A 19196-nucleotide genomic window follows, 5' to 3' on the forward strand; every position below is an offset into this window, starting at 1 on the left:
TCATAAAAGAATTAAGGCAAAATTAAAGGGTATGAGCCCAGTACAATACCGGGCTCATACCCTAGAGGCTGCCTAATGAAACGACCTGTCTAACTTTCGGGGGTCACTTCATGCAGAATGGCTTTTTTGTTCATATTCCGTTCATAAACTTTGCGTAAAATGATTGCAGTGAATATGGAAAGTTTACAGCAGGAGGAATATAATGAAGAAATTCTATAATATGGCATGTAGTTACTTATTGGTTTATGATTCTGCTAAAAAAGTCATTTAAATAGATAGGAATGGAAAGTATGATAGCACTTTTATCAAGTATCGTAGCAGTTTGTATGGCTGTTGGGTAATGTTTCTACGTTTTAAAGCAGCGAAAAAGCCGGTAACGAAAAAGAAAATTATATTGCCAACAATTTTTATGAGTACAGGCGCGATGATGTACTTTTTACCTGACTTTCGATTAACATCGTTAGAAATAGTCGAGGCAATTAGTATAGGGCTTATTTTCTCTATTTTTCTTATTAAAACAACTAAGTTCGAAATAAAAGGCGAACATATATTTATGAAACCTTCAAAAGCATTCATATTCATTTTAGTAGGCTTATTAGCTGTACGCGTGGCATTAAAGTCATATTTAAGCCAATCAATTGATTTGGCAGAGTTAAGCGTAATGTTTTTCTTACTTGCATTTGCGATGATTGTGTCGTGGAGAATTGCGATGTATCGCTCGTTTACTAAATTAGAAAAGACAATAAACAGAGCTGGAATTTCTATATAGGAAATCCAGCTCTGTTTATGTTTTATTGAAATTCTTTAGCGCGGAACTCATTTGCTTAATTTTAAACGTATTTGAGCATCTTGTAATGCAACTGGTGTAACGTTAAGACCATTAGGATCAACAATTTTTGTATTTAATAAAATGGAATCTAGGCTTCCACGAAATGTTTCTGTATAGTTTTGGCGCAACATTTGTTGTTCTTGTTTTTCATCAACTGTTAATCCAGATGTTCTTTCTTTTTTTGATAATTCATTAATACGGAATAAAATGTTTTGCATTTTGTTCACCTCTTATTTTAAAAAAATTAGCTGCTTACTAATTTATAGTTATTGTAACTTGTTTAGATGTTTGTGTCAATACTATCTAAAATTAAGTTAAAAATTGACGAAAAATTATAACAATAATAGAATGAATTGTATTGATGATTAGTTTCACAAGCATACATAGAACACTAGGAGGATTATTATGAAATCAACATTTTTTGCTCAAAATAGAGAACGATTAGCAAACACATTACCAGAGGGATCTATTACGATTTTATTTGCGGGACAAGCACCGCATATGTCAGCTGATGCACATTATAAATTTGTACCGAATCGTAATTTTTACTACTTAACGGGAATCGATGAACCAAATGTTATTTTTATGCTGAAAAAGGTTGGAAGTAGTGTTGAAGAAACACTTTTCATTGAAAAGTCAGATCCAGTAATGGAAAAATGGGTCGGTAAAACAGTTTCTAACGAAGAAGCAGAGAAAATTTCAGGTATAAAGAAAGTTGTATATTTAGATAGCTTTGAAAAGACAATGTCAAATATACTTTTTACAGAAAATGCGAAGCATCTATATTTAGATATAGAACGTCGTGATTGGAATGGTACGGAGACAAAAACATTAGCATTTGCTAAACATGTAAGAGAAAAATACCCACACGTAACAATTGGTAATGTATATCCGAACATTTGTGAATTACGAGTATTTAAAACAGAGGAAGAAATTGAAATTATTAAAGAAGCGATTGCTATAACGAAAGACGGTATTTACAACGTACTTAAGCATGCAAAAGCAGGCATGATGGAGTATGAATTAGAAGCACAATTTGATTTTACACTGAAGTCATCTGGCATTAAGTACCATGCGTTCAATACAATTTTGGCGAGTGGGAAAAATGCTACAGTTCTTCATTATGAAGATAATGATGCACAAATTCAAAATGGTGACTTAGTATTACTAGATTTAGGTGCTCAAAAAGACTACTATAACGCTGATATTAGTTATACATTCCCGGCAAATGGAACATTCTCTAGTCGCCAAAAACAAATTTATAATATTGTATTAAAAGCATTAAAAGAAACAACAGAGATTATTAAGCCAGGATTAAAGTTCGCTGCATTAAATGAGCATACAAAAAAGGTACTGGCAGAAGAGTGTAAAGCAATTGGTTTAATTCAAGAAGATGAAGAGTTATCAAAATACTATTATCATGGTGTCAGCCATTTCCTTGGTTTAGATACACATGATGTAGGAACATATAAAGATAGAGTGTTAGAAGAAGGTATGGTTATAACAATTGAACCTGGTCTTTATATTGAAGGAGAATCAATTGGAATTCGTATTGAAGATGACATTCTTATAACGAAAGACGGGTATGAAAACTTGTCAAAAGATATCATTAGGGAAGTTGAAGAAATTGAAGAATTTATGAGTGTAAATAATGAACATGTAAAAGGAAACCAAGCTGTAGTTAAATAATAAAAGAGTCATCACTAATTTATTTGAACTTTATCTCGAATCGTGGACAATTAAAAAATCCATGATTCGGGATAGGGTTCTTTTCTTCGAAATACTAATCTTTAATTATTAATCCTAATAAAGTAGCAAACTGAACAGCTTGATATGTCGATACTTTACATCCTCTTAAATCGTTCACTGAAACTGTAAGTGTATCAAAGGTAGAGGAACTAATATCTATCCCCTTCAGTGATGTCTGATCAAAATTAGCTTCATTAAGACTACATAATTGGAATTCAACTTTTTTAAGTTTACAGTCAAAAAAATCTGCATTATTTAATGAAGTTTCATTGAAGATGATTTTTTCTAGTTTAGAATTTCCAAATGCCGCTAAATTCAAAATTGAATTCTCAAATTTAACATTTCCTAAGCTAGATTCTGTGAAATTTACTCCGATTAATTTACTGTTTTTAAATTCGACTCTGTGAACAGAAGAATTGCTTAAATTAACATTTGATAAATCACAGTTTTCAAAACAAACATCTGTAATATCAATATTGCTAAAGTCTGTATTAGTAAACTTACAGTTTTTTATCACCGCATCATATAACCGCACTCTATCTACAGATTCATTTTCGAAAGTGGAGTCTATAATTTCACACACTTCCAATGTTGGATCTTCTTCATAAAAAATATCTTGAAAATTCTTTGAAGATAACTCTGGTGAAATTTTTGGTCTATCAATTTTCATCGTATATCAATCCTCTTCTATTTGATATATTTGTGTAATTTGAGTCCATTGTCTGTGAAGAACATTAGTTCTTATTATACAAAAATGTAAGTTCTTTTGTGAAGAGCATTTTAGCTACATTTTTCTTAATTTAATAATAGTAGTGTTATTGTTTCATAAGAAATAACGTCAAAACAAATACGAGAACGGCTAATATAGTCGTTACAAGGAAAGTATTTTGTCTTTCTAAAATATTCGCTTCCTGTAAAGTCTCCGCTTTTAGTAATTTTCCAATTAAGTTACGTAAAATCTAATTACATCTCCTTATTTTCTTGAAAATCAACTTCTATAATGATTTTGAAAAATAAGAAGGAGGGATTTTCCATGAAGCGATTTGTATTAACAGCTGTTACGGTCTCTGTAATATTTTTAATTGCTGCATGTTCTTTGGCCACAAATACAACAAATGATCATAAAAATATGAAAGATAAAAAAACACTACAGACTGAAACAGCTACAAAACCATTGAAAGTTGAAAAAGGACCAGAAGTTACTTTAATAGCGAAAGAAGAAAAGCAAAAGTTAAGTAACGGTGTTATTGTTCCAGTCTGGATATTTAATGGCTCATCTCCTGGTCCAGAAATTCGGGTGAAAAAAGGTGAAAAGGTGAAAGTGACATTAAAAAATGAATTATCTGCACCAGTATCTATTCATTGGCATGGATATCCTGTCCCAAATAACATGGATGGAATTCCAGGCGTGACACAAGATGCAGTTGAACCAGGAAAAAGTTTCACTTACGAATTTGAAGCGAACGTACCAGGAACGTACTGGTATCACTCGCATCAAGATTCTGTAAATCAATTAGATAGAGGTTTGTATGGAGCGCTCATTGTAGAAGATACAAAGGAAAAATATGATAAAGATTACACATTAATGTTGGATGAATGGGTTACAGATAAAGAAGAAATGAATAAGCAGTTAAAAGAAATGACAAAAGGGCAAATAGGTAATAAATCTAAAGGTAATGAAAATGGGGAAAAGAATGATGATAAGAACGGCATGGATCATTCCGGTATGGACATGGACAGTGATCAAAAAGATTCTGGCAATATGACAATGGACCATGGAAATATGAAGATGGAAGGTCATGATATGAGTATGTATGATTTATTCACAATCAATGGAAAAAGCGGTGATTTAGTAGTGCCATTGAAAGTGAATAAGGGAGATAAAGTTCGTCTTCGACTCGTTAATGCTGGTTATCTATCACATGATATACATGTTCACGGTCATGATATAAAAGTAATTGCGACAGATGGTCAACCAATAAACGATCCAAAAGTTATAAAGGATAAAGTAATTTCAATCGCACCGGGTGAACGTTATGATATTGAATTTACTGCTAATAATACTGGGAAATGGTATGTTGAAGACCATTCGAAAAATAAAGATGCAAAAGGAATGAAAGCTATTATTGAATATGATGGCAGCAAAGAGATGAAAGATAAAGCAGACGAAAAAGAAAAATTACCGAAAGTAGATATAATGAAATATGGTACTAAAAAATTAGGAAGTTTCACGTTAAATCAAGAGTATACTGCCACATATAATATGGACTTAAATACGCAAATGAATGGAAATGAAATGGTATATACAATTAACGGAAAGGTATTTCCGGATATTGACCCAATTCAAGTGAAAAAGGGTGATTTAGTAAAAGTGAAGTTGGTAAATCGTTCTAAAATGGATGATCACCCAATGCATTTACATGGTCATTTCTTCCAGGTGTTGAGTAAAGATGGAAAACCGATAGAAGGTTCTCCGATTGTTAAAGACACATTGAATTTGAAGCCAGGAGAAGAATATGAAGTAGCCTTTGTAGCAGACAATCCTGGTGAGTGGATGTTCCACTGTCACGACCTACATCATGCTTCAGCAGGGATGGTAACGGAAGTGAATTATACAGATTATAAATCTGGCTATGTTCCAAATCAAAACATTCCTAATAAGCCAGAATAATAGGAAGCAGTTATCCTATGGATAGCTGCTTATTCATTTTTGTTGCAAGTACTAATGTATATGTTGATTATGCCCAGGTGAAGGTGAGGGAGTATGATCTGGAAATGTCACGAATACGGCAACGATAATTATTACACTAATTGAAAGGAATAACAAAAAACGCCGTTGGATAAAAGTAGACAAGTTCTCTGATAACAATTGAATTATACATGACATAGTAATCGTTATAGTAAGTAAGAGACTAATGAACAGTATACTATGAGCTTGTTGAGCATTTAACATTTCTGTAATCATTGCTCCCATCATACTTGCCATTAATCCAGAGAACATTCCTTCTAAAGCAGTATATAGGTGAAAACGTAGACCCACTAAAAAACCGATAAAACCACTAATTAAAATAGCAAGTAAAGTAGAATATAGTAATTCCCCCTTAAAGAGAATGCCTAAATAAAAACCAATACTTAAACCGATACTCATACTAAAAGACATAATAAATACCATATACTCCATTAGGGTACCCTTACGTTTAGAAATATTGGATGCAATAAGAATTGAGATACAGCAAAGTGTTAGGGGAGTTAACGTATAAGCAAACATTATGATACCTCCTTGTCCTATCGTTCATTTCATCATATGTGTACTTATGATAATTTATATCTGCATATTATCTGCACAATTTCATAGATGTAGGCAAAGGAACGCTTGATTTTTTAGGGCGTCTTTTTTAATTGTAAGAATGTGAAAGAAATTGTTATATTATGAGTTTCTATTGTGAAGCCATAAAGAATAAGCGTATAATATTATAGGTCTCCCATTTGCGAGACAAACAAACCGCGAATGATAAATAAGATTGTTGTTTTATCATCGCTTCTAAACATATAGACAATGAAAGTAACACTGGAATACAGATAGGGAGTTATAAAATGAAATTAATTATTGCCGAGAAACCAGATCAAGGTTTGGCTCTTGTTTCACAATTTAAATATCGCCGGAAAGATGGGTATTTAGAAGTAGAAGCGAATGAGTTATTTCCAAATGGAGCGTACTGTACATGGGCAATTGGTCATTTGACGCAGTTATGTAATCCAGAGCATTATCACGCAGAGTGGAAAAAATGGTCACTTAATACATTACCGATGATTCCAGAGCGTTTTCAATTTGAAGTAACAAAGTCAAAGTATAAGCAATTTAACGTTGTGAAACAGCTGTTACATAATCCACAGGTAACAGAAATTATTCACGCAGGCGATGCTGGGCGTGAAGGGGAACTAATCGTACGAAATATTATTAATCTTTGTAACGTGCAAAAGCCGATGAAGCGTCTATGGATTTCGTCTTTAACGAAGCAAGCTATTTATCAAGGGTTTAAAAATTTACTTGACGAATCAGATACAATTAATACGTATTACGAAGCATACACAAGATCTTGTGCTGACTGGGTTGTTGGTATGAATGCATCACGTGTGTTTAGTATTTTGCTAAAGAAAAAAGGAATGAATGATGTATTTTCTGCTGGTCGTGTCCAAACACCAACGTTAGCATTGATTGTAAAGCGTGAGAAAGAAATTGAAAACTTTAAGTCAGAGCCTTTCTGGGAAGTGTTTGCAACCTTTAATATAGAAGGAAAGAAATATGACGGGAAATGGGAGAAGGATAATGAATCCCGCTTAAAAGACCCTGATATGGCGAATAAAATTGCGGCATTTTGCCAAGGGAAACCGGCTGTTGTGAAGGAAATGAAAACGGAGCGTAAAGAGTTTCAGCCGCCGCTTTTATTCAACTTATCATCACTGCAAGCAACGGCAAATAAAGCCTTTAAGTTTTCACCGAAAAAGACGCTTGATATAACGCAAGCACTCTATCAAAAAGGGATTGTTTCTTATCCACGTTCAGATTCTAACTATGTTACTCAAGGAGAAGCAGCGACTTTCCCTGATATTTTACAGAAGTTAAGTCAGTTTGATGAATATAAAGGTTTATTACCGGCTCCGGTTGAATCCATTATGAACAATAAGCGTTATGTAAATGAAAAGAAAGTAACAGATCACTACGCGATTATTCCGACAGAGCAAGTTACAAACCCAAGCAGACTATCAGGTGATGAAAAGAAAATATACGATATGATCGTAAGAAGGCTTATTGCAGCTCATTATGAAGTTGCAATCTTTGACTATACTACAATCATTACGCTTGTAGATGAACGCGCTGAATTCATTTCAAAAGGAAAACAGCAAATTCAAGAAGGTTGGCGTAAAGTTATTTTCCAAGACGATAAAGATGACGAAACCATTCTTCCAATTGTAGCTGAAGGTGAAGAAGGAAAAGTTGTAAAGGTGAAAGTGAAAGAAGGAAAAACACAGCCACCGAAGCGTTATACAGAAGGACAACTTATTACGTTAATGAAAACAGCCGGTAAGTATTTAGAGAATGAAGAGCTAGAGAAGGTATTGAAGAAAACAGAAGGTTTAGGTACGGAAGCGACCCGCGCGGGTATTATTACGATGCTGAAAGACCGTAAATATATAGATGTAAAGAAAAACCAAGTGTATGCGACTGATAAAGGAAAAGTATTAATTACCGCAATTGGTGACAAAATACTAGCTTCACCGGAAATGACTGCGAAATGGGAACAACGTCTTGCGGAAATTGGTGAAGGTACAGCTTCACCAGCTACATTTATGGAACAGACGAAAAAGCTATCAGCTAAAATTATTGAAGACGCAGTGGAAATGTCTGAGAAGTGGGATTTCACGGGACTACATGTTGAATCGATTGAACGAAAAGGATCGAAATTTACAACGGGTAAAAAGGTTGGTAGCTGTAAAAAATGTGATGGCGATGTAATTGATAAGTCAACGTTTTACGGTTGTTCTAACTATAATACAACGCAATGTGATTTCACCATTTCAAAGAAGATATTAAGTAAAACAATTTCGCAAAAGAATATGACAAAGCTCTTAAAAGGTGAAAAGACTGATTTAATTAAAGGCTTTAAAAAGGGCGAGAAAACGTTTGATGCGAAATTAGAGTGGAAAGATAATAAGATTAATTTTGTATTTGAGAATTAATTTGTTAAAAGAGCATGACATAAAACTGTCATGCTCTTTTGTTTTTTCTTTTATATAAAATTTAACGATAAAAAAAATCCTTTAAATAATAATTTTTTATTGTAAAACGATAAATTTTGTATTAAAATCAAAATCATAATAAATGAGTGAGGTGCTTTTGTTAAAAGGTAACAACCTTATTTTTAAAATTAGAGGAGGTATAACTATGAACATTAACAATTTGATTGTTAAACATATGGATAACCCCCATGAGTTGGAGAAGATGTATAGAAAAGATCCGAAAGCTTTTAAAAAAGCATTCTCACAAGCATGGGACCAAAACCCTGATTCTCAAATTCTAGGTGCTTGGTATGAAAGGTTGCATTTCAAGGAGAAGGTAAATAAAGAAAAAACATCTTTGTTTCAAAAAGGTTTCTTATTCATGGGCCTTTTAGCTATTCTGGCCGGCATAAGCACTAGAATCATTTTCCACTTTGTTGAGCAGGAAGCAATTGCTCCAATTAATTTGGCTTTTGGTGTAATTCCCTTTATTGCTGCTTATTTTGTTTACAATAATAAGCCGAAAAAAAGTATTATTTATTCCCTTATAGCGTTATTCCTAGTTTCCGGGGTGTATCTTAATACGTTGTCAATAAATTATAAAGACAGTACCATACTTGCGTATTTACATCTTCCTATATTTTCATGGGTCTTAGTGGGGCTTGCGTTTACAGGAAATGAATATTCAAAAGGCGGTACAAGATTAGCCTATATTAAATTTAATTTAGAATATTGTCTTCTCTACGGGAGCATGGCAGTGAGCGGAATGATACTAGCAATATTCACCATGCGTTTATTTAGCTTTGTTGACTTAGATATAGGAGAATTCTATTTTAGTAATGTTGTTTTATTTGGAGCAGCGGCTCTCGCTATTGTGGCTGCATACTTAGTATCAATGAATCTTAAGCTTGCTAAAAATATTACACCATACATATCTAAAATTTTTAGTCCTCTCGTCCTGATCACGTTGCTTATCTATCTTATAACGGTAATTTGGGTCGGGAAAAATCCGTTCTTGGATCGCAATTTCCTAATGGCTTTCAACGGAATACTCCTTGGTGTATTGGCTGTTACCATATTTTCTATCGTTGAAAGTGACTCGGACGAGAAAAAGAACATTTCAGATTATATAAATTTTTCCTTAATTGTTCTGGCACTTATTATTGACACTGTTGCATTGTCAGCCATCGTATTTAGACTTTCATCTTACGGGATTACACCTAATAGACTAGCTGTTTTAGGTGTAAACATATTGATCTGGGCAAATCTAATTTGGATTATGTTTTCCTATATGCGTTTCTTGCAAAACAAATCAGGACCGACAGCTATCCAAGATGCCATTACGAAGTATTTGCCAATCTACGGACTTTGGGCAGCTTTCGTTATATTTACGTTTCCTATCATTTTTAATTAGAAAGGATCTGTTAATGTAACGAAAAGTTAATTCTCTATAACATATAAAATTTTTAGAGCCCATCGATTTATAATTGGTAGTATTATGTTTGTAGTTTCGGTAATTTCATTTGTAATGATAAATAAGAAATAAGTGTTGTATGTAATCTTTCCATAATAAAAAGCGTCCCAAAATGGGACGTTTTTTATTATGCGTATTGCCGTTTTTTCTTAATAAGCAACAAAACTTGTGACACACAAGCTAGTACGGGTAACTCAATCAATGGTCCAGTAACGAGTGCAAGTGCGATAAGAGGCTCATCTGGAAAAGCGGTCACAGCGATAGCTAGTGCAACAGGTGAGTTTCTTGCTAACGTTGTTAAGCTTAGACTTACTGTATCTTTGTAAGATAAATGCATCATGCGCCCGATAAATTGTCCTAGTAAAAAATTAATGATGAAGAACAATAGAACAGGAACGAGTAATAATAAAACAACATTCATATTTTGTAGTAAATATTTACCTTGTGATGCAAACATCGCTACTATTGCTAAACTTAAAAATACAATTTGAGCAGAGCTAAAAAACGGAATGAGTTTATTCTCGAGAGTTTCAGCTTTTTTTATTTTATCCATAATGAATTTTGTAGCGTGTGCAAGTATAAATGGTAAGACGATTACGATAACAATACTTTCTACTAAAACAGAAACCGCTACAGTTTTCATGACACCAGCAAATAAAAATAAATAAATGGGAAGGAGTAGAACTTGCAAAATTAAATTTACAGGTAAAATTGCAGTAGAAAGTGCTACATTACCTTTCGCTATTTCAGTAAAGATTAAGTACCAATCTGTACATGGAGTAACCATTAACATTATAAATCCAACCCAAAGTGCTGGATGATCGGAAAGAAATAGTGCCCCTAACCCCCAAGAGAGTAAAGGTGTCCATAAGAAGTTAATAGTAAGACTTGTTCCAGCAAATTTTAAATTGCGAAATCCGTTTTTTATTTCTTTTAATGGGATGCTGAGGAATAATCCATATAGCATGAAGAATAAGAAGGGAACAATAAACTTGTCTGAATACGTATGTATCATATTAAATTGTCCGAGTACGATGCCGCATGTAACAGCAAAAAGAATAATAAAAGTTTGAATCTTTTCTATAGTGCTCATGAATAAATCCTTTCTATCTATGAATTTTCCTCTCTAAGTTTATTATACAAGTAATAAAGATGTATTTGGTGTTCAATTGTATTTCACTTAATGTTTTTAAGTTGAGATTTTATTTTTTATTAAAAGTCACTTGACTAAAGTTAGTAACTATATTAAAATTACTTATATAAGGTAATTAAATAACAAAAGTACAATAGTGTAACTTAAGGTATCTATTGGAACTTTTTCTTAGAATAAGAATTTTTATGATGATGAATAATGAATATGAAAAGAAAGATTAGGTGAAGAAAATGGGACTATTTAGCTCATTATTTGGTAAAAAAGAAGAAAATACGACTGTAGAGGGGAATAAAAAAATGTCGAAAGTATTATTTGTAAAAGCAAACGATCGTCCAGCGGAGCAAGCAGTTAGTTCAAAAATGTATGAAACATTTGTAAGTACTTATAAAGAAGCAAATCCAAATACAGAAATTACGGAATTAGATTTATTTGCATTAGATCTTCCTTATTACGGAAATATTGCGATTTCAGGTGGATATAAACGTAGCCAAGGTATGGAGTTAACAGCTGAAGAGGAGAAGGCAGTTGCTACAGTAGATCAATATTTAAATCAGTTTTTAGAAGCTGATAAGGTTGTATTTGCATTCCCATTATGGAACTTTACAGTACCAGCACCATTAATCACATATATTTCATACTTATCTCAAGCTGGAAAAACGTTTAAATATACAGCAAATGGCCCAGAAGGTTTAGTTGGTGGTAAGAAAGTAGTTGTGTTAGGTGCTCGTGGTTCAGATTACTCTTCAGAACAAATGGCTCCTATGGAAATGGCAGTTAATTACGTAACAACTGTACTTGGATTCTGGGGAATTACAAATCCAGAGACAGTTGTAATTGAAGGACACAATCAATATCCAGATCGTTCACAACAAATTGTTGAAGAGGGTCTAGAAAACGTTAAAAAAGTAGCAGCAAAATTTTAATTCATGATAGTAAATGGAAAAACCAACATGGATGACTATGTTGGTTTTTTAGTCTATTTTTCATGTTAAAAAATGTATATTTATAAAATAAAAGAAAAGTTCGAAAATAGTATTGCAAAATATTATATAGCAAACTATAATGAGTTCAAGAATAGTTGATACTTAAATTAAATATTCAGAAAATTCAATTAGTTAAAATTGGAAAATGAGATAAGGAAACTTGAATGGGGGTTATATTATGGCGAATAAAGTACCGTTTTCGTTCATAGTAGTTATTGGATTAATGTTATTTGCACTATTTTTTGGAGCGGGAAATTTAATTTTCCCAGCGATGCTTGGTCAATCAGCAGGAGAGAATGTATGGATTGCTAACGCTGGATTTTTAGTAACTGGTGTTGGACTACCATTACTAGGTGTACTAGCATTTGGTTTTTCAGGTAAAGATGATTTGCAGTCATTAGCAAGTCGCGCTCACCCAGTGTTTGGGATTGTGTTTACAACAGTTTTATACTTAGCGATCGGTCCGTTATTTGCAATACCGAGAACAGGAAATGTATCTTATGAAATTGGTCTTAAGCCGTTTATGCCAGAGGGAGTAGGTTCTACACCTTTAATTCTTTTCACAATTATATTCTTTAGCATCACTTGTTTTTTTTCGCTAAATCCCGCGAAAATTGTCGATATTGTTGGAAAAATTTTAACGCCAATTAAGTTGACTTTCATCGGTATTTTAGTAATCGTTGCTTTTATACATCCGATTGGAGATATGCAAGCACCAGCGGAAGCTTATACATCACATGCATTCTTTAAAGGATTCCAAGAAGGATACTTAACGATGGATACGCTCGCATCATTCGTATTCGGGATTATCATTATCAATGCTATTAAAGAAAAAGGTGCGAAAACGAAAACACAAATTATGGTCGTTTGTGCAAAAGCGACAATAATTGCAGCATCTATTTTAGCAATTATTTATACAGCTCTTTCTTATATGGGTGCTTCAAGTGTTGCGAAGCTTGGACATTTAGAGAACGGCGGAGAAGTATTAGCGAAAGTTTCTAACTACTATTTCGGATCATATGGCGGAGTATTATTAGGATTAATGATTACAGTAGCTTGTTTAACAACTAGTGTGGGACTTGTATCAGCATGTTCTTCATTCTTCCATAAGTTATTCCCAAATGTTCCTTACAAAGCAATTGCAATTACGCTATGTGTATTTAGTGCAATTGTTGCAAACGTAGGATTAACACAATTGATCGCAGTTTCTGTTCCAGTATTAACAGCAATTTATCCACTAGCAATCGTATTGATTTTCTTAACATTCTTCCATTCATTATTTAAAGGAAGAGCTGAGGTTTATCAAGTGAGCTTAATCGTAACATTTATCATCAGCTTATTCGATGGATTAAGTGCAGCTGGAGTTAACATTGAAGTAGTAAGCCAAGTGTTCACTAAATTCCTTCCGATGCAGGAAGTAGGATTAGGCTGGATCTTCCCAGCCATTATCGGTGGATTTATCGGATATGGACTTAGCATTTTAAAAGTGAAAAACCAAGTTCAACCAGCAACTAGAGCGGATAAGAAAATAGGTTAAATAAAAAAAGTTATAGACTTGTTTCTATAGCTTTTTTTGTTACTATTAATAATGAGAAAAAATAAAGTAGTAGGGGAAATAAAATGAAAAAAACAATTGATCATATCGGAATCGCAGTTCGTGATATAGATAGTACGATACGTTTTTATGAACAGGTTCTATCAGGAGAATTAATAGATCGTTACGTAAGTGAAGCTCCTGGTGTGGAAAGCGAAGTAGCCATTCTTGAAGTGGATGGAGATAGAATTGAATTACTTGCACCGACGAATAATACGACATCTCCAATTGCCCGTTTTATTAAACAAAAAGGTAAAGGTGTTCATCACGTTGCGTATCGTGTCGATGATTTAGATGTGGCTCTAGAAGAGTTAAAAGAACAAGGTATTCGGACATTAGAGCATACACTTCGGATTAATAAGCACGGTAGAAGATTAATATATCTTAACCCAGCGGATACAGAAGGAACGATTATCGAGTATTGTGATTATCCGGAAGAGAAATAGAAGAAGGATATTTTTAAAAAGGTGTTATGTTATTACGTAACACCTTTTTATTTATGCATTTCACATTTTCTTCACAAATGATTCACGATAACTTTTCTTCTTTGATAACTTACATAAATATATTTTATGATATAATAACAATCGGCTTTAAAAATGTAAGTTGTATCTATAGTGATAGTTACTATTGTATTAGAAGTTCAGAGGTGGAAGAGAAATAAGAGTTATACTTTACAGAAGTTTATATTTAATCAGGTTAATATTTCGCCCGAGAATCAAACTTCGGAAGTTAAAGTAATGAAAATAGAGCGATGAGGAAGAAAGAAGTGAAATGAGTGTGAAAGTAATGAGAAGATTAGGGACATGGTTATTACTTGCATGTGTGGTTATCATATTGATACCGAAAAGTGCATCTGCTCATGCGTACGTTGTGAAATCAAACCCTACTGAAAATGAAACATTGAAGAAAGCACCATCTGTTGTGAAAATTGAATTCGATGAGGACATACAAGTTTCAAGTTTTAATACATTGTACGTGAGAGATACATCAGGTAAAAGGGTCGATTTAAAAGATGCTCATATTGATAAAAAAAATAAAAAGCTATTAGAAGCCGGATTAAAAGACAATCTCAAAAATGGTCTTTACTCTATTCAGTGGAAAGTGATTTCAGCTGATGGACATCCAATTCAAGGAGTTATCCCGTTCCGGGTTGGATTAGCGGGAGTGGAAACAGAAACAGACGATATACAAGTGGAAGAGATGGGTTACATCCCACAAATCGATATGATTATGGAACGTGGAATTTTATATACAAGTTTCTCACTATTTATAGGAGTGCTATTCTTTAATCTTATTATGTATAAAGGAAATGCAACCTCGGTTCAATTAAGGAGTAAGAACATAATATGGATTTCTCTATTTGGGATATTGATTAGCTTGTTATTCAATCTACCATTGCAAGCGAAAATAAATGCTGATGTTTCATGGCTAGAAGCATTCAATCCTTTACTATTAAAAGAAACATTACAGCTTTCTGTTTTTGGTTATGTATGGATTACTCAAATGGTTCTCATTAGTACGCTTATAATTGTTACGTATTTTGCGGTGAAGCATGAGAAGTTTTCGTCGTTTAAAGTATGGAGTATTCCAATGCTATTGTTTATAGGGTTACTTGTTATGAAGGCCTTTAATAGTCACGCATACGGTTTAAAGTTTAAAGACATTGCTGTCGTTATGGATTTTCTACATTTATTAGCAGCTTCATTATGGGTTGGTGGTTTATCATCTATTATTCTTCTTTTACGTAAAGAGGATAACAAGTGGCATATGTATTGGGATATGATTAAGCGTTTTTCACCGTGGGCAACAGGTGCTGTCATCGTGATTTTAATAACAGGCCTTTTTAACAGTACATTTTTTATTCCAACAATCCACTCATTATTTGATACAAAGTATGGATTGGCTTTATTAGCAAAGATACTATTATTTATTTTCATGGGGATATTGGGAATTATTCATTATATGAAAGGGAGAATGCGAGCGCAGCAAGGATTAGGAGGTACGGTGAAAGTAGAGTTTGTCATTGGAATTATCATTTTCGTAATCGTAGCTTTTATGACAAACGTACAAACACCACCGATGCCTCCTACTGGACCTTTTACAGAGAGTAAGCAATTAGATAATGGATATGAACTTACGCTAAATGTAAGTCCGAATAAGGTAGGACAAAATAAATTCCATATTACACTAAAGGATGAAAAGGGACAGCCTGTTACTGATATGGAACAAATGATATTGATGACTCAATCATTAGATATGAACATGGGAAAAGGTTCATTTAAAGTTTCAGTAGTTTCACCAGGAGAATATGAAGCAGAAGGTATGTATATTAATATGACAGGAAACTGGAATATACATGTTCATGGATTAACAAAATCTCTTGATAGTTTCGATACAGATTTTAAATTTATTGTAGGTGGCAGATAAAATTGTACCAATCATGCTGCTAGCGAGCAGCATGATAAACAGATGTTATAGATGAAAAGGAGTAAATAGAAAATGAAACGTATAAAAAAATTAGGAACAACAATGATCGCAACAATTATTGCAATGGGAATGTTTTCGTTACCTGTTAGTGCGCACGTCACTGTAAAACCAGCAACTTCTGACGTTGGTTCTTGGGAGACATATACGATAAAAGTACCAGTTGAAAAAAATGTAGCAACAACAAAAGTTACACTGAAAATACCGTCTGGAGTAGAGTTCCAGCAGTATGAACCAGTGCCAGGATGGAAAGTTGAGGAGCAAAAAGATACAGCTGGAAAAGTTAAAACTGTAGTATGGGAAGCAACAGGAGAAGGGATTTTACCCGGTCAGTTCCAGCGATTTACTTTCGTCGCTAAAAATCCGGATAAAGAACAAAAAATAGCTTGGGATGCATATCAACAATATAAAGACGGAGAAATTGTTGAATGGACAGGCGATGAAAAAGCTGAAAAACCGCATTCACTTACTACAATTGCAAAAGGTACGTCATTAACAGGAGAACATGGTGAAGTTTCTAGTGTAGAAAAGAATGAAGGTACTAGTAATATGCAATTGATAGCAATTGTCTTATCTATTTTTGCGATAGTATCGTCGGTAAGTGCGTGTGTTTTTGTAGTACGTCGTAAAAAGTAAGACGTAAGAAAGAGCCTACAAACAGTAGGCTCTTTCTTACGTTTATTTCAATTCAACTTGCTGCCTTACAGCAAGTGTTTTCGGTTTTATATTTACAAAACAAATACTCACAACAATAAATAATAGTCCGATGAATAAGCTAATGGTAATAGCCTCATGTAAGAAAATTGAACTTACAATAATAGCTATTAGTGGAATGAGGAATGTATAAGCCCCAACTTTACTTGCTTCACCAGCTCCAACAAGTGTGAAGTATGCAAGCCACCCCATTGCAATAACAAAGAATGAAATAAAGAGAAGTACGCTAACAAATGGCATACTCCAAGCGATACTAGACCAGCTTTCAAACTCTGAACCAAATCCAATTAAGCAAAGGCCACCAATAATAAGCTGAAGTGTTACCATCCAAATGGCATTAACACGGTGACCAGTCTTCTTAATGAATACTGTGCCAAGTGCCCAGCCAATAGCGCATCCTAACGCGAGAAGGATTCCAATAATAGAAATATGTCCAGTTAAACTGCTAGAGCTAATAACACCTACACCAATAAATCCGAGAACAAGCCCGAAAATTTTTAAGCCGTACATTGATTCTTCAAGCCATATCCACGAGAAAATACCGAGTAAGACTGGCTGTAGAAATACAATGGCGGAAAATAACCCAGCAGGCATATATTGAAGGCCGACAGTTTGTAATCCATAAAATATAATGATGTTAAGTAAGGAAGAAATAACATATAAATGCCACGTTTCTTTTAAATGTAACTCTTTGTATTTCGGTAATGCGAACAGGAGTAAAATGAATCCTCCAATTAAAGTTCGAACGCCTGCAAATAAAACAGGTGGTGTATAATGCAGGGCAAACTTAGATAAAGGCCAATTGATTCCCCACATGAAAACGAGAAAGGTAAGGATTATGGCCGTCTTAGTTCGAGAAAGCTGTGTCACGGTAAGACCTCCTTGTTGTTATTCATTTCACTATGATATGATATCGACTGTAATAAATAAAATGAATCTTTTTTATGAGGAGTATAAGTGATTAGTTATGACCATTACACAACTGCAAGTATTAATAAAAACTGTTGAGTTAGGTAGTTTTACGAAGGCTGCTAGGGTGTTAAATATGACGCAGCCAGCTGTAAGTCATGCCATTTCAAGTATTGAGTCAGAGTTAGGAGTTACGATTCTTATACGTGATAAACGAAAAGGGCTCCTCGTTACGGATGTAGGAAACAGGATTCTTGTACATATTAGAGAGATTTTGAACGGTGTAGAGAAGATTGAACAAGAAGTTGCGATGGAGAAAGGACACGAAGTTGGAACGATTCGAATTGGTAGTTTTCCGAGTGCTTCTGCACATTTCTTACCCAAAATGATAAACCTTTTTAAGGAGAAGTATCCGAACTTAGAAGTAGTTCTTTGTGAAGGAACGATTAAAGAAGTTGAAGATTGGTTAGTATCGAGGGTTATTGATATAGGGATTGTTATTTTGCCTAATAAAGATATGGAGATTGTTCCATTAACGAAGGGGAAAATGGTTGCTATCTTAAGAGAGGATCATCCTCTCTGTAAGAAGGACGCTCTTACAATTTGTGATTTAGAGAATGAACCGATCATATTATGTAAGGGTGGATATGAACCACCCATTATTGATATGTTTAAACAAGCAAACGTACCACTTCGGGCTGAATATGTAATTTCGACAGTTACTACAGCTTTAAATATGATTCAAGAAGGATTGGGCATTGCAATATTAGCTGAATTATCTTTAACGAATTTACCAAAAAATGTGCAAACGAGAGAATTGGAACCACAAGTATGGAGAGAAATTGCATTAGCTGTTCCTTCATTAAAGGATTCTTCAATCGCTGTGCAGCTATTTATTGAAGAATTTCAATCGCTATTTGCAGAATAAAAAGAGGTGTCTCATATATCATAATGGGACACTTTTTAATTTACTTATAAAAAATCTATGAAAAGGATTGACTTATTTTTCGGTTGTAACTATAATGATTACATCGAGGTGGTGATTACGATGAAAATTAGTAGCCGCTTTTCCATAGCTGTTCATATTTTATCTATTTTGAAAAACAATCCATCTTCACTTTGTACTTCAGACTATATGGCTGAGAGTGTCAATACAAATCCAGTAGTCATTCGTAAAATCATGTCGTACTTGAAACAAGCTGGCTTTGTTTACGTAAATCGTGGACCGGGTGGCGCGGGATTACTAAAGGATTTACATGAAATCACATTGTTAGATGTGTATCATGCAGTGAACGTAGTCGAAGAAGACAAGCTATTTCATATTCACGAGCAACCGAATCCAGATTGTCCAATTGGGGCGAATATTCAAGCGGTGTTAGAAATTATTTTAATTCAAGCACAATCCGCGATGGAAGAAGTTTTGAGAAATATTACGATGGGGCAGTTGTTTGAAACTTTGCAAGAAAAAATGAATGCTTAAATCATATTTATATTTTTTTATCATTAATGTAACTGATTTGATTACA

17 protein-coding genes and 1 pseudogene are annotated in these 19196 nt (G+C 33.8%); 13 read left to right on the top strand and 5 right to left on the bottom strand.

Annotation, left to right across the window (positions count from 1 at the left end; translation table 11 throughout):
- The coding region (locus ACTFRH_RS05560) for an IS3 family transposase (RefSeq protein ID WP_142309144.1) at window positions 1-76 on the top strand (76 nt) is incomplete at its 5' end.
- Window positions 77-290: 214 nt separating this feature from the next.
- Window positions 291-769 (top strand): annotated as a pseudogene (locus ACTFRH_RS05565) (CcdC family protein).
- Window positions 770-816: 47 nt separating this feature from the next.
- On the opposite strand, the gene ACTFRH_RS05570 reads toward ACTFRH_RS05565, so the two are convergent.
- Window positions 817-1047 carry a DUF896 domain-containing protein gene (locus ACTFRH_RS05570; protein WP_001179616.1) on the bottom strand — a complete coding sequence of 77 codons (231 nt, stop codon included), beginning with the start codon at window positions 1045-1047 and terminating at the stop codon, window positions 817-819.
- 187 nt (window positions 1048-1234) lie between these two features.
- Between ACTFRH_RS05570 and ACTFRH_RS05575 the strand changes: the two genes are divergently transcribed.
- Entirely contained in the window at window positions 1235-2518 is a 1284-nt protein-coding gene (locus ACTFRH_RS05575; protein WP_000842969.1) for an aminopeptidase P family protein, read from the top strand.
- A 94-nt stretch (window positions 2519-2612) separates the two neighbouring features.
- Here the strand turns inward: ACTFRH_RS05575 and ACTFRH_RS05580 are convergent, their stop codons facing one another.
- On the bottom strand, window positions 2613-3248 hold the full coding sequence (locus tag ACTFRH_RS05580) for a pentapeptide repeat-containing protein (protein WP_000687272.1): 636 nt from the start codon (window positions 3246-3248) through the stop codon (window positions 2613-2615).
- Between the two features lie 363 nt (window positions 3249-3611).
- Between ACTFRH_RS05580 and ACTFRH_RS05585 the strand changes: the two genes are divergently transcribed.
- Window positions 3612-5249, top strand: a complete 1638-nt coding sequence (locus ACTFRH_RS05585) for a multicopper oxidase family protein (protein ID WP_000820027.1) — start codon at window positions 3612-3614, stop codon at window positions 5247-5249.
- Between the two features lie 51 nt (window positions 5250-5300).
- Here the strand turns inward: ACTFRH_RS05585 and ACTFRH_RS05590 are convergent, their stop codons facing one another.
- Window positions 5301-5846, bottom strand: coding sequence for a hypothetical protein (locus ACTFRH_RS05590; protein WP_000458521.1), 546 nt, complete (start codon window positions 5844-5846; stop codon window positions 5301-5303).
- A gap of 326 nt (window positions 5847-6172) precedes the next feature.
- On the opposite strand from ACTFRH_RS05590, the gene topB reads away from it, so the two are divergent.
- Both topB and ACTFRH_RS05600 read left to right on the top strand, forming a co-directional pair.
- A complete protein-coding gene (topB, locus tag ACTFRH_RS05595; protein WP_000766769.1) occupies window positions 6173-8317 on the top strand; it encodes a DNA topoisomerase III in 2145 nt (714 codons plus the stop codon).
- 205 nt (window positions 8318-8522) lie between these two features.
- Window positions 8523-9770, top strand: a complete 1248-nt coding sequence (locus ACTFRH_RS05600; RefSeq protein ID WP_001024712.1) for a DUF4153 domain-containing protein — start codon at window positions 8523-8525, stop codon at window positions 9768-9770.
- Between the two features lie 187 nt (window positions 9771-9957).
- Here ACTFRH_RS05600 and ACTFRH_RS05605 read toward each other — a convergent pair whose 3' ends face one another.
- Window positions 9958-10923 (bottom strand): arsenic resistance protein, encoded by a 966-nt coding sequence (locus ACTFRH_RS05605; protein ID WP_000103820.1) that lies wholly within the window; start codon window positions 10921-10923, stop codon window positions 9958-9960.
- 290 nt (window positions 10924-11213) lie between these two features.
- On the opposite strand from ACTFRH_RS05605, the gene ACTFRH_RS05610 reads away from it, so the two are divergent.
- From ACTFRH_RS05610 to ACTFRH_RS05630, 5 genes are all read left to right on the top strand, one after another.
- Window positions 11214-11906: an FMN-dependent NADH-azoreductase gene (locus ACTFRH_RS05610; protein WP_000522529.1), complete on the top strand. Its 693-nt coding sequence runs from the start codon at window positions 11214-11216 to the stop codon at window positions 11904-11906.
- Window positions 11907-12144: 238 nt separating this feature from the next.
- Complete coding sequence (gene brnQ / locus ACTFRH_RS05615) at window positions 12145-13503, top strand: branched-chain amino acid transport system II carrier protein (RefSeq protein ID WP_001284779.1); 1359 nt, start codon at window positions 12145-12147, stop codon at window positions 13501-13503.
- Window positions 13504-13586: 83 nt separating this feature from the next.
- Entirely contained in the window at window positions 13587-14006 is a 420-nt protein-coding gene (locus ACTFRH_RS05620) for a VOC family protein (protein WP_000750855.1), read from the top strand.
- 328 nt (window positions 14007-14334) lie between these two features.
- Entirely contained in the window at window positions 14335-15990 is a 1656-nt protein-coding gene (locus ACTFRH_RS05625; RefSeq protein ID WP_000114329.1) for a copper resistance CopC/CopD family protein, read from the top strand.
- 72 nt (window positions 15991-16062) lie between these two features.
- Window positions 16063-16683, top strand: coding sequence for a YcnI family copper-binding membrane protein (locus ACTFRH_RS05630; RefSeq protein WP_000821401.1), 621 nt, complete (start codon window positions 16063-16065; stop codon window positions 16681-16683).
- A 42-nt stretch (window positions 16684-16725) separates the two neighbouring features.
- Here the strand turns inward: ACTFRH_RS05630 and ACTFRH_RS05635 are convergent, their stop codons facing one another.
- Window positions 16726-17631, bottom strand: a complete 906-nt coding sequence (locus tag ACTFRH_RS05635) for a DMT family transporter (protein ID WP_000192805.1) — start codon at window positions 17629-17631, stop codon at window positions 16726-16728.
- 97 nt (window positions 17632-17728) lie between these two features.
- On the opposite strand from ACTFRH_RS05635, the gene ACTFRH_RS05640 reads away from it, so the two are divergent.
- Window positions 17729-18598: a LysR family transcriptional regulator gene (locus ACTFRH_RS05640; RefSeq protein WP_000156773.1), complete on the top strand. Its 870-nt coding sequence runs from the start codon at window positions 17729-17731 to the stop codon at window positions 18596-18598.
- A gap of 120 nt (window positions 18599-18718) precedes the next feature.
- The gene (locus ACTFRH_RS05645; RefSeq protein WP_000704073.1) at window positions 18719-19150 is read left to right on the top strand and encodes an Rrf2 family transcriptional regulator; all 432 of its coding nucleotides are present in this window, start codon (window positions 18719-18721) and stop codon (window positions 19148-19150) included.
- Window positions 19151-19196 lie beyond the last annotated feature (46 nt).

This window comes from Bacillus cereus group sp. MYBK216-1 (assembly GCF_051916495.1).
Classification (GTDB): Bacteria; Bacillota; Bacilli; order Bacillales; family Bacillaceae_G; genus Bacillus_A; species Bacillus_A thuringiensis_K.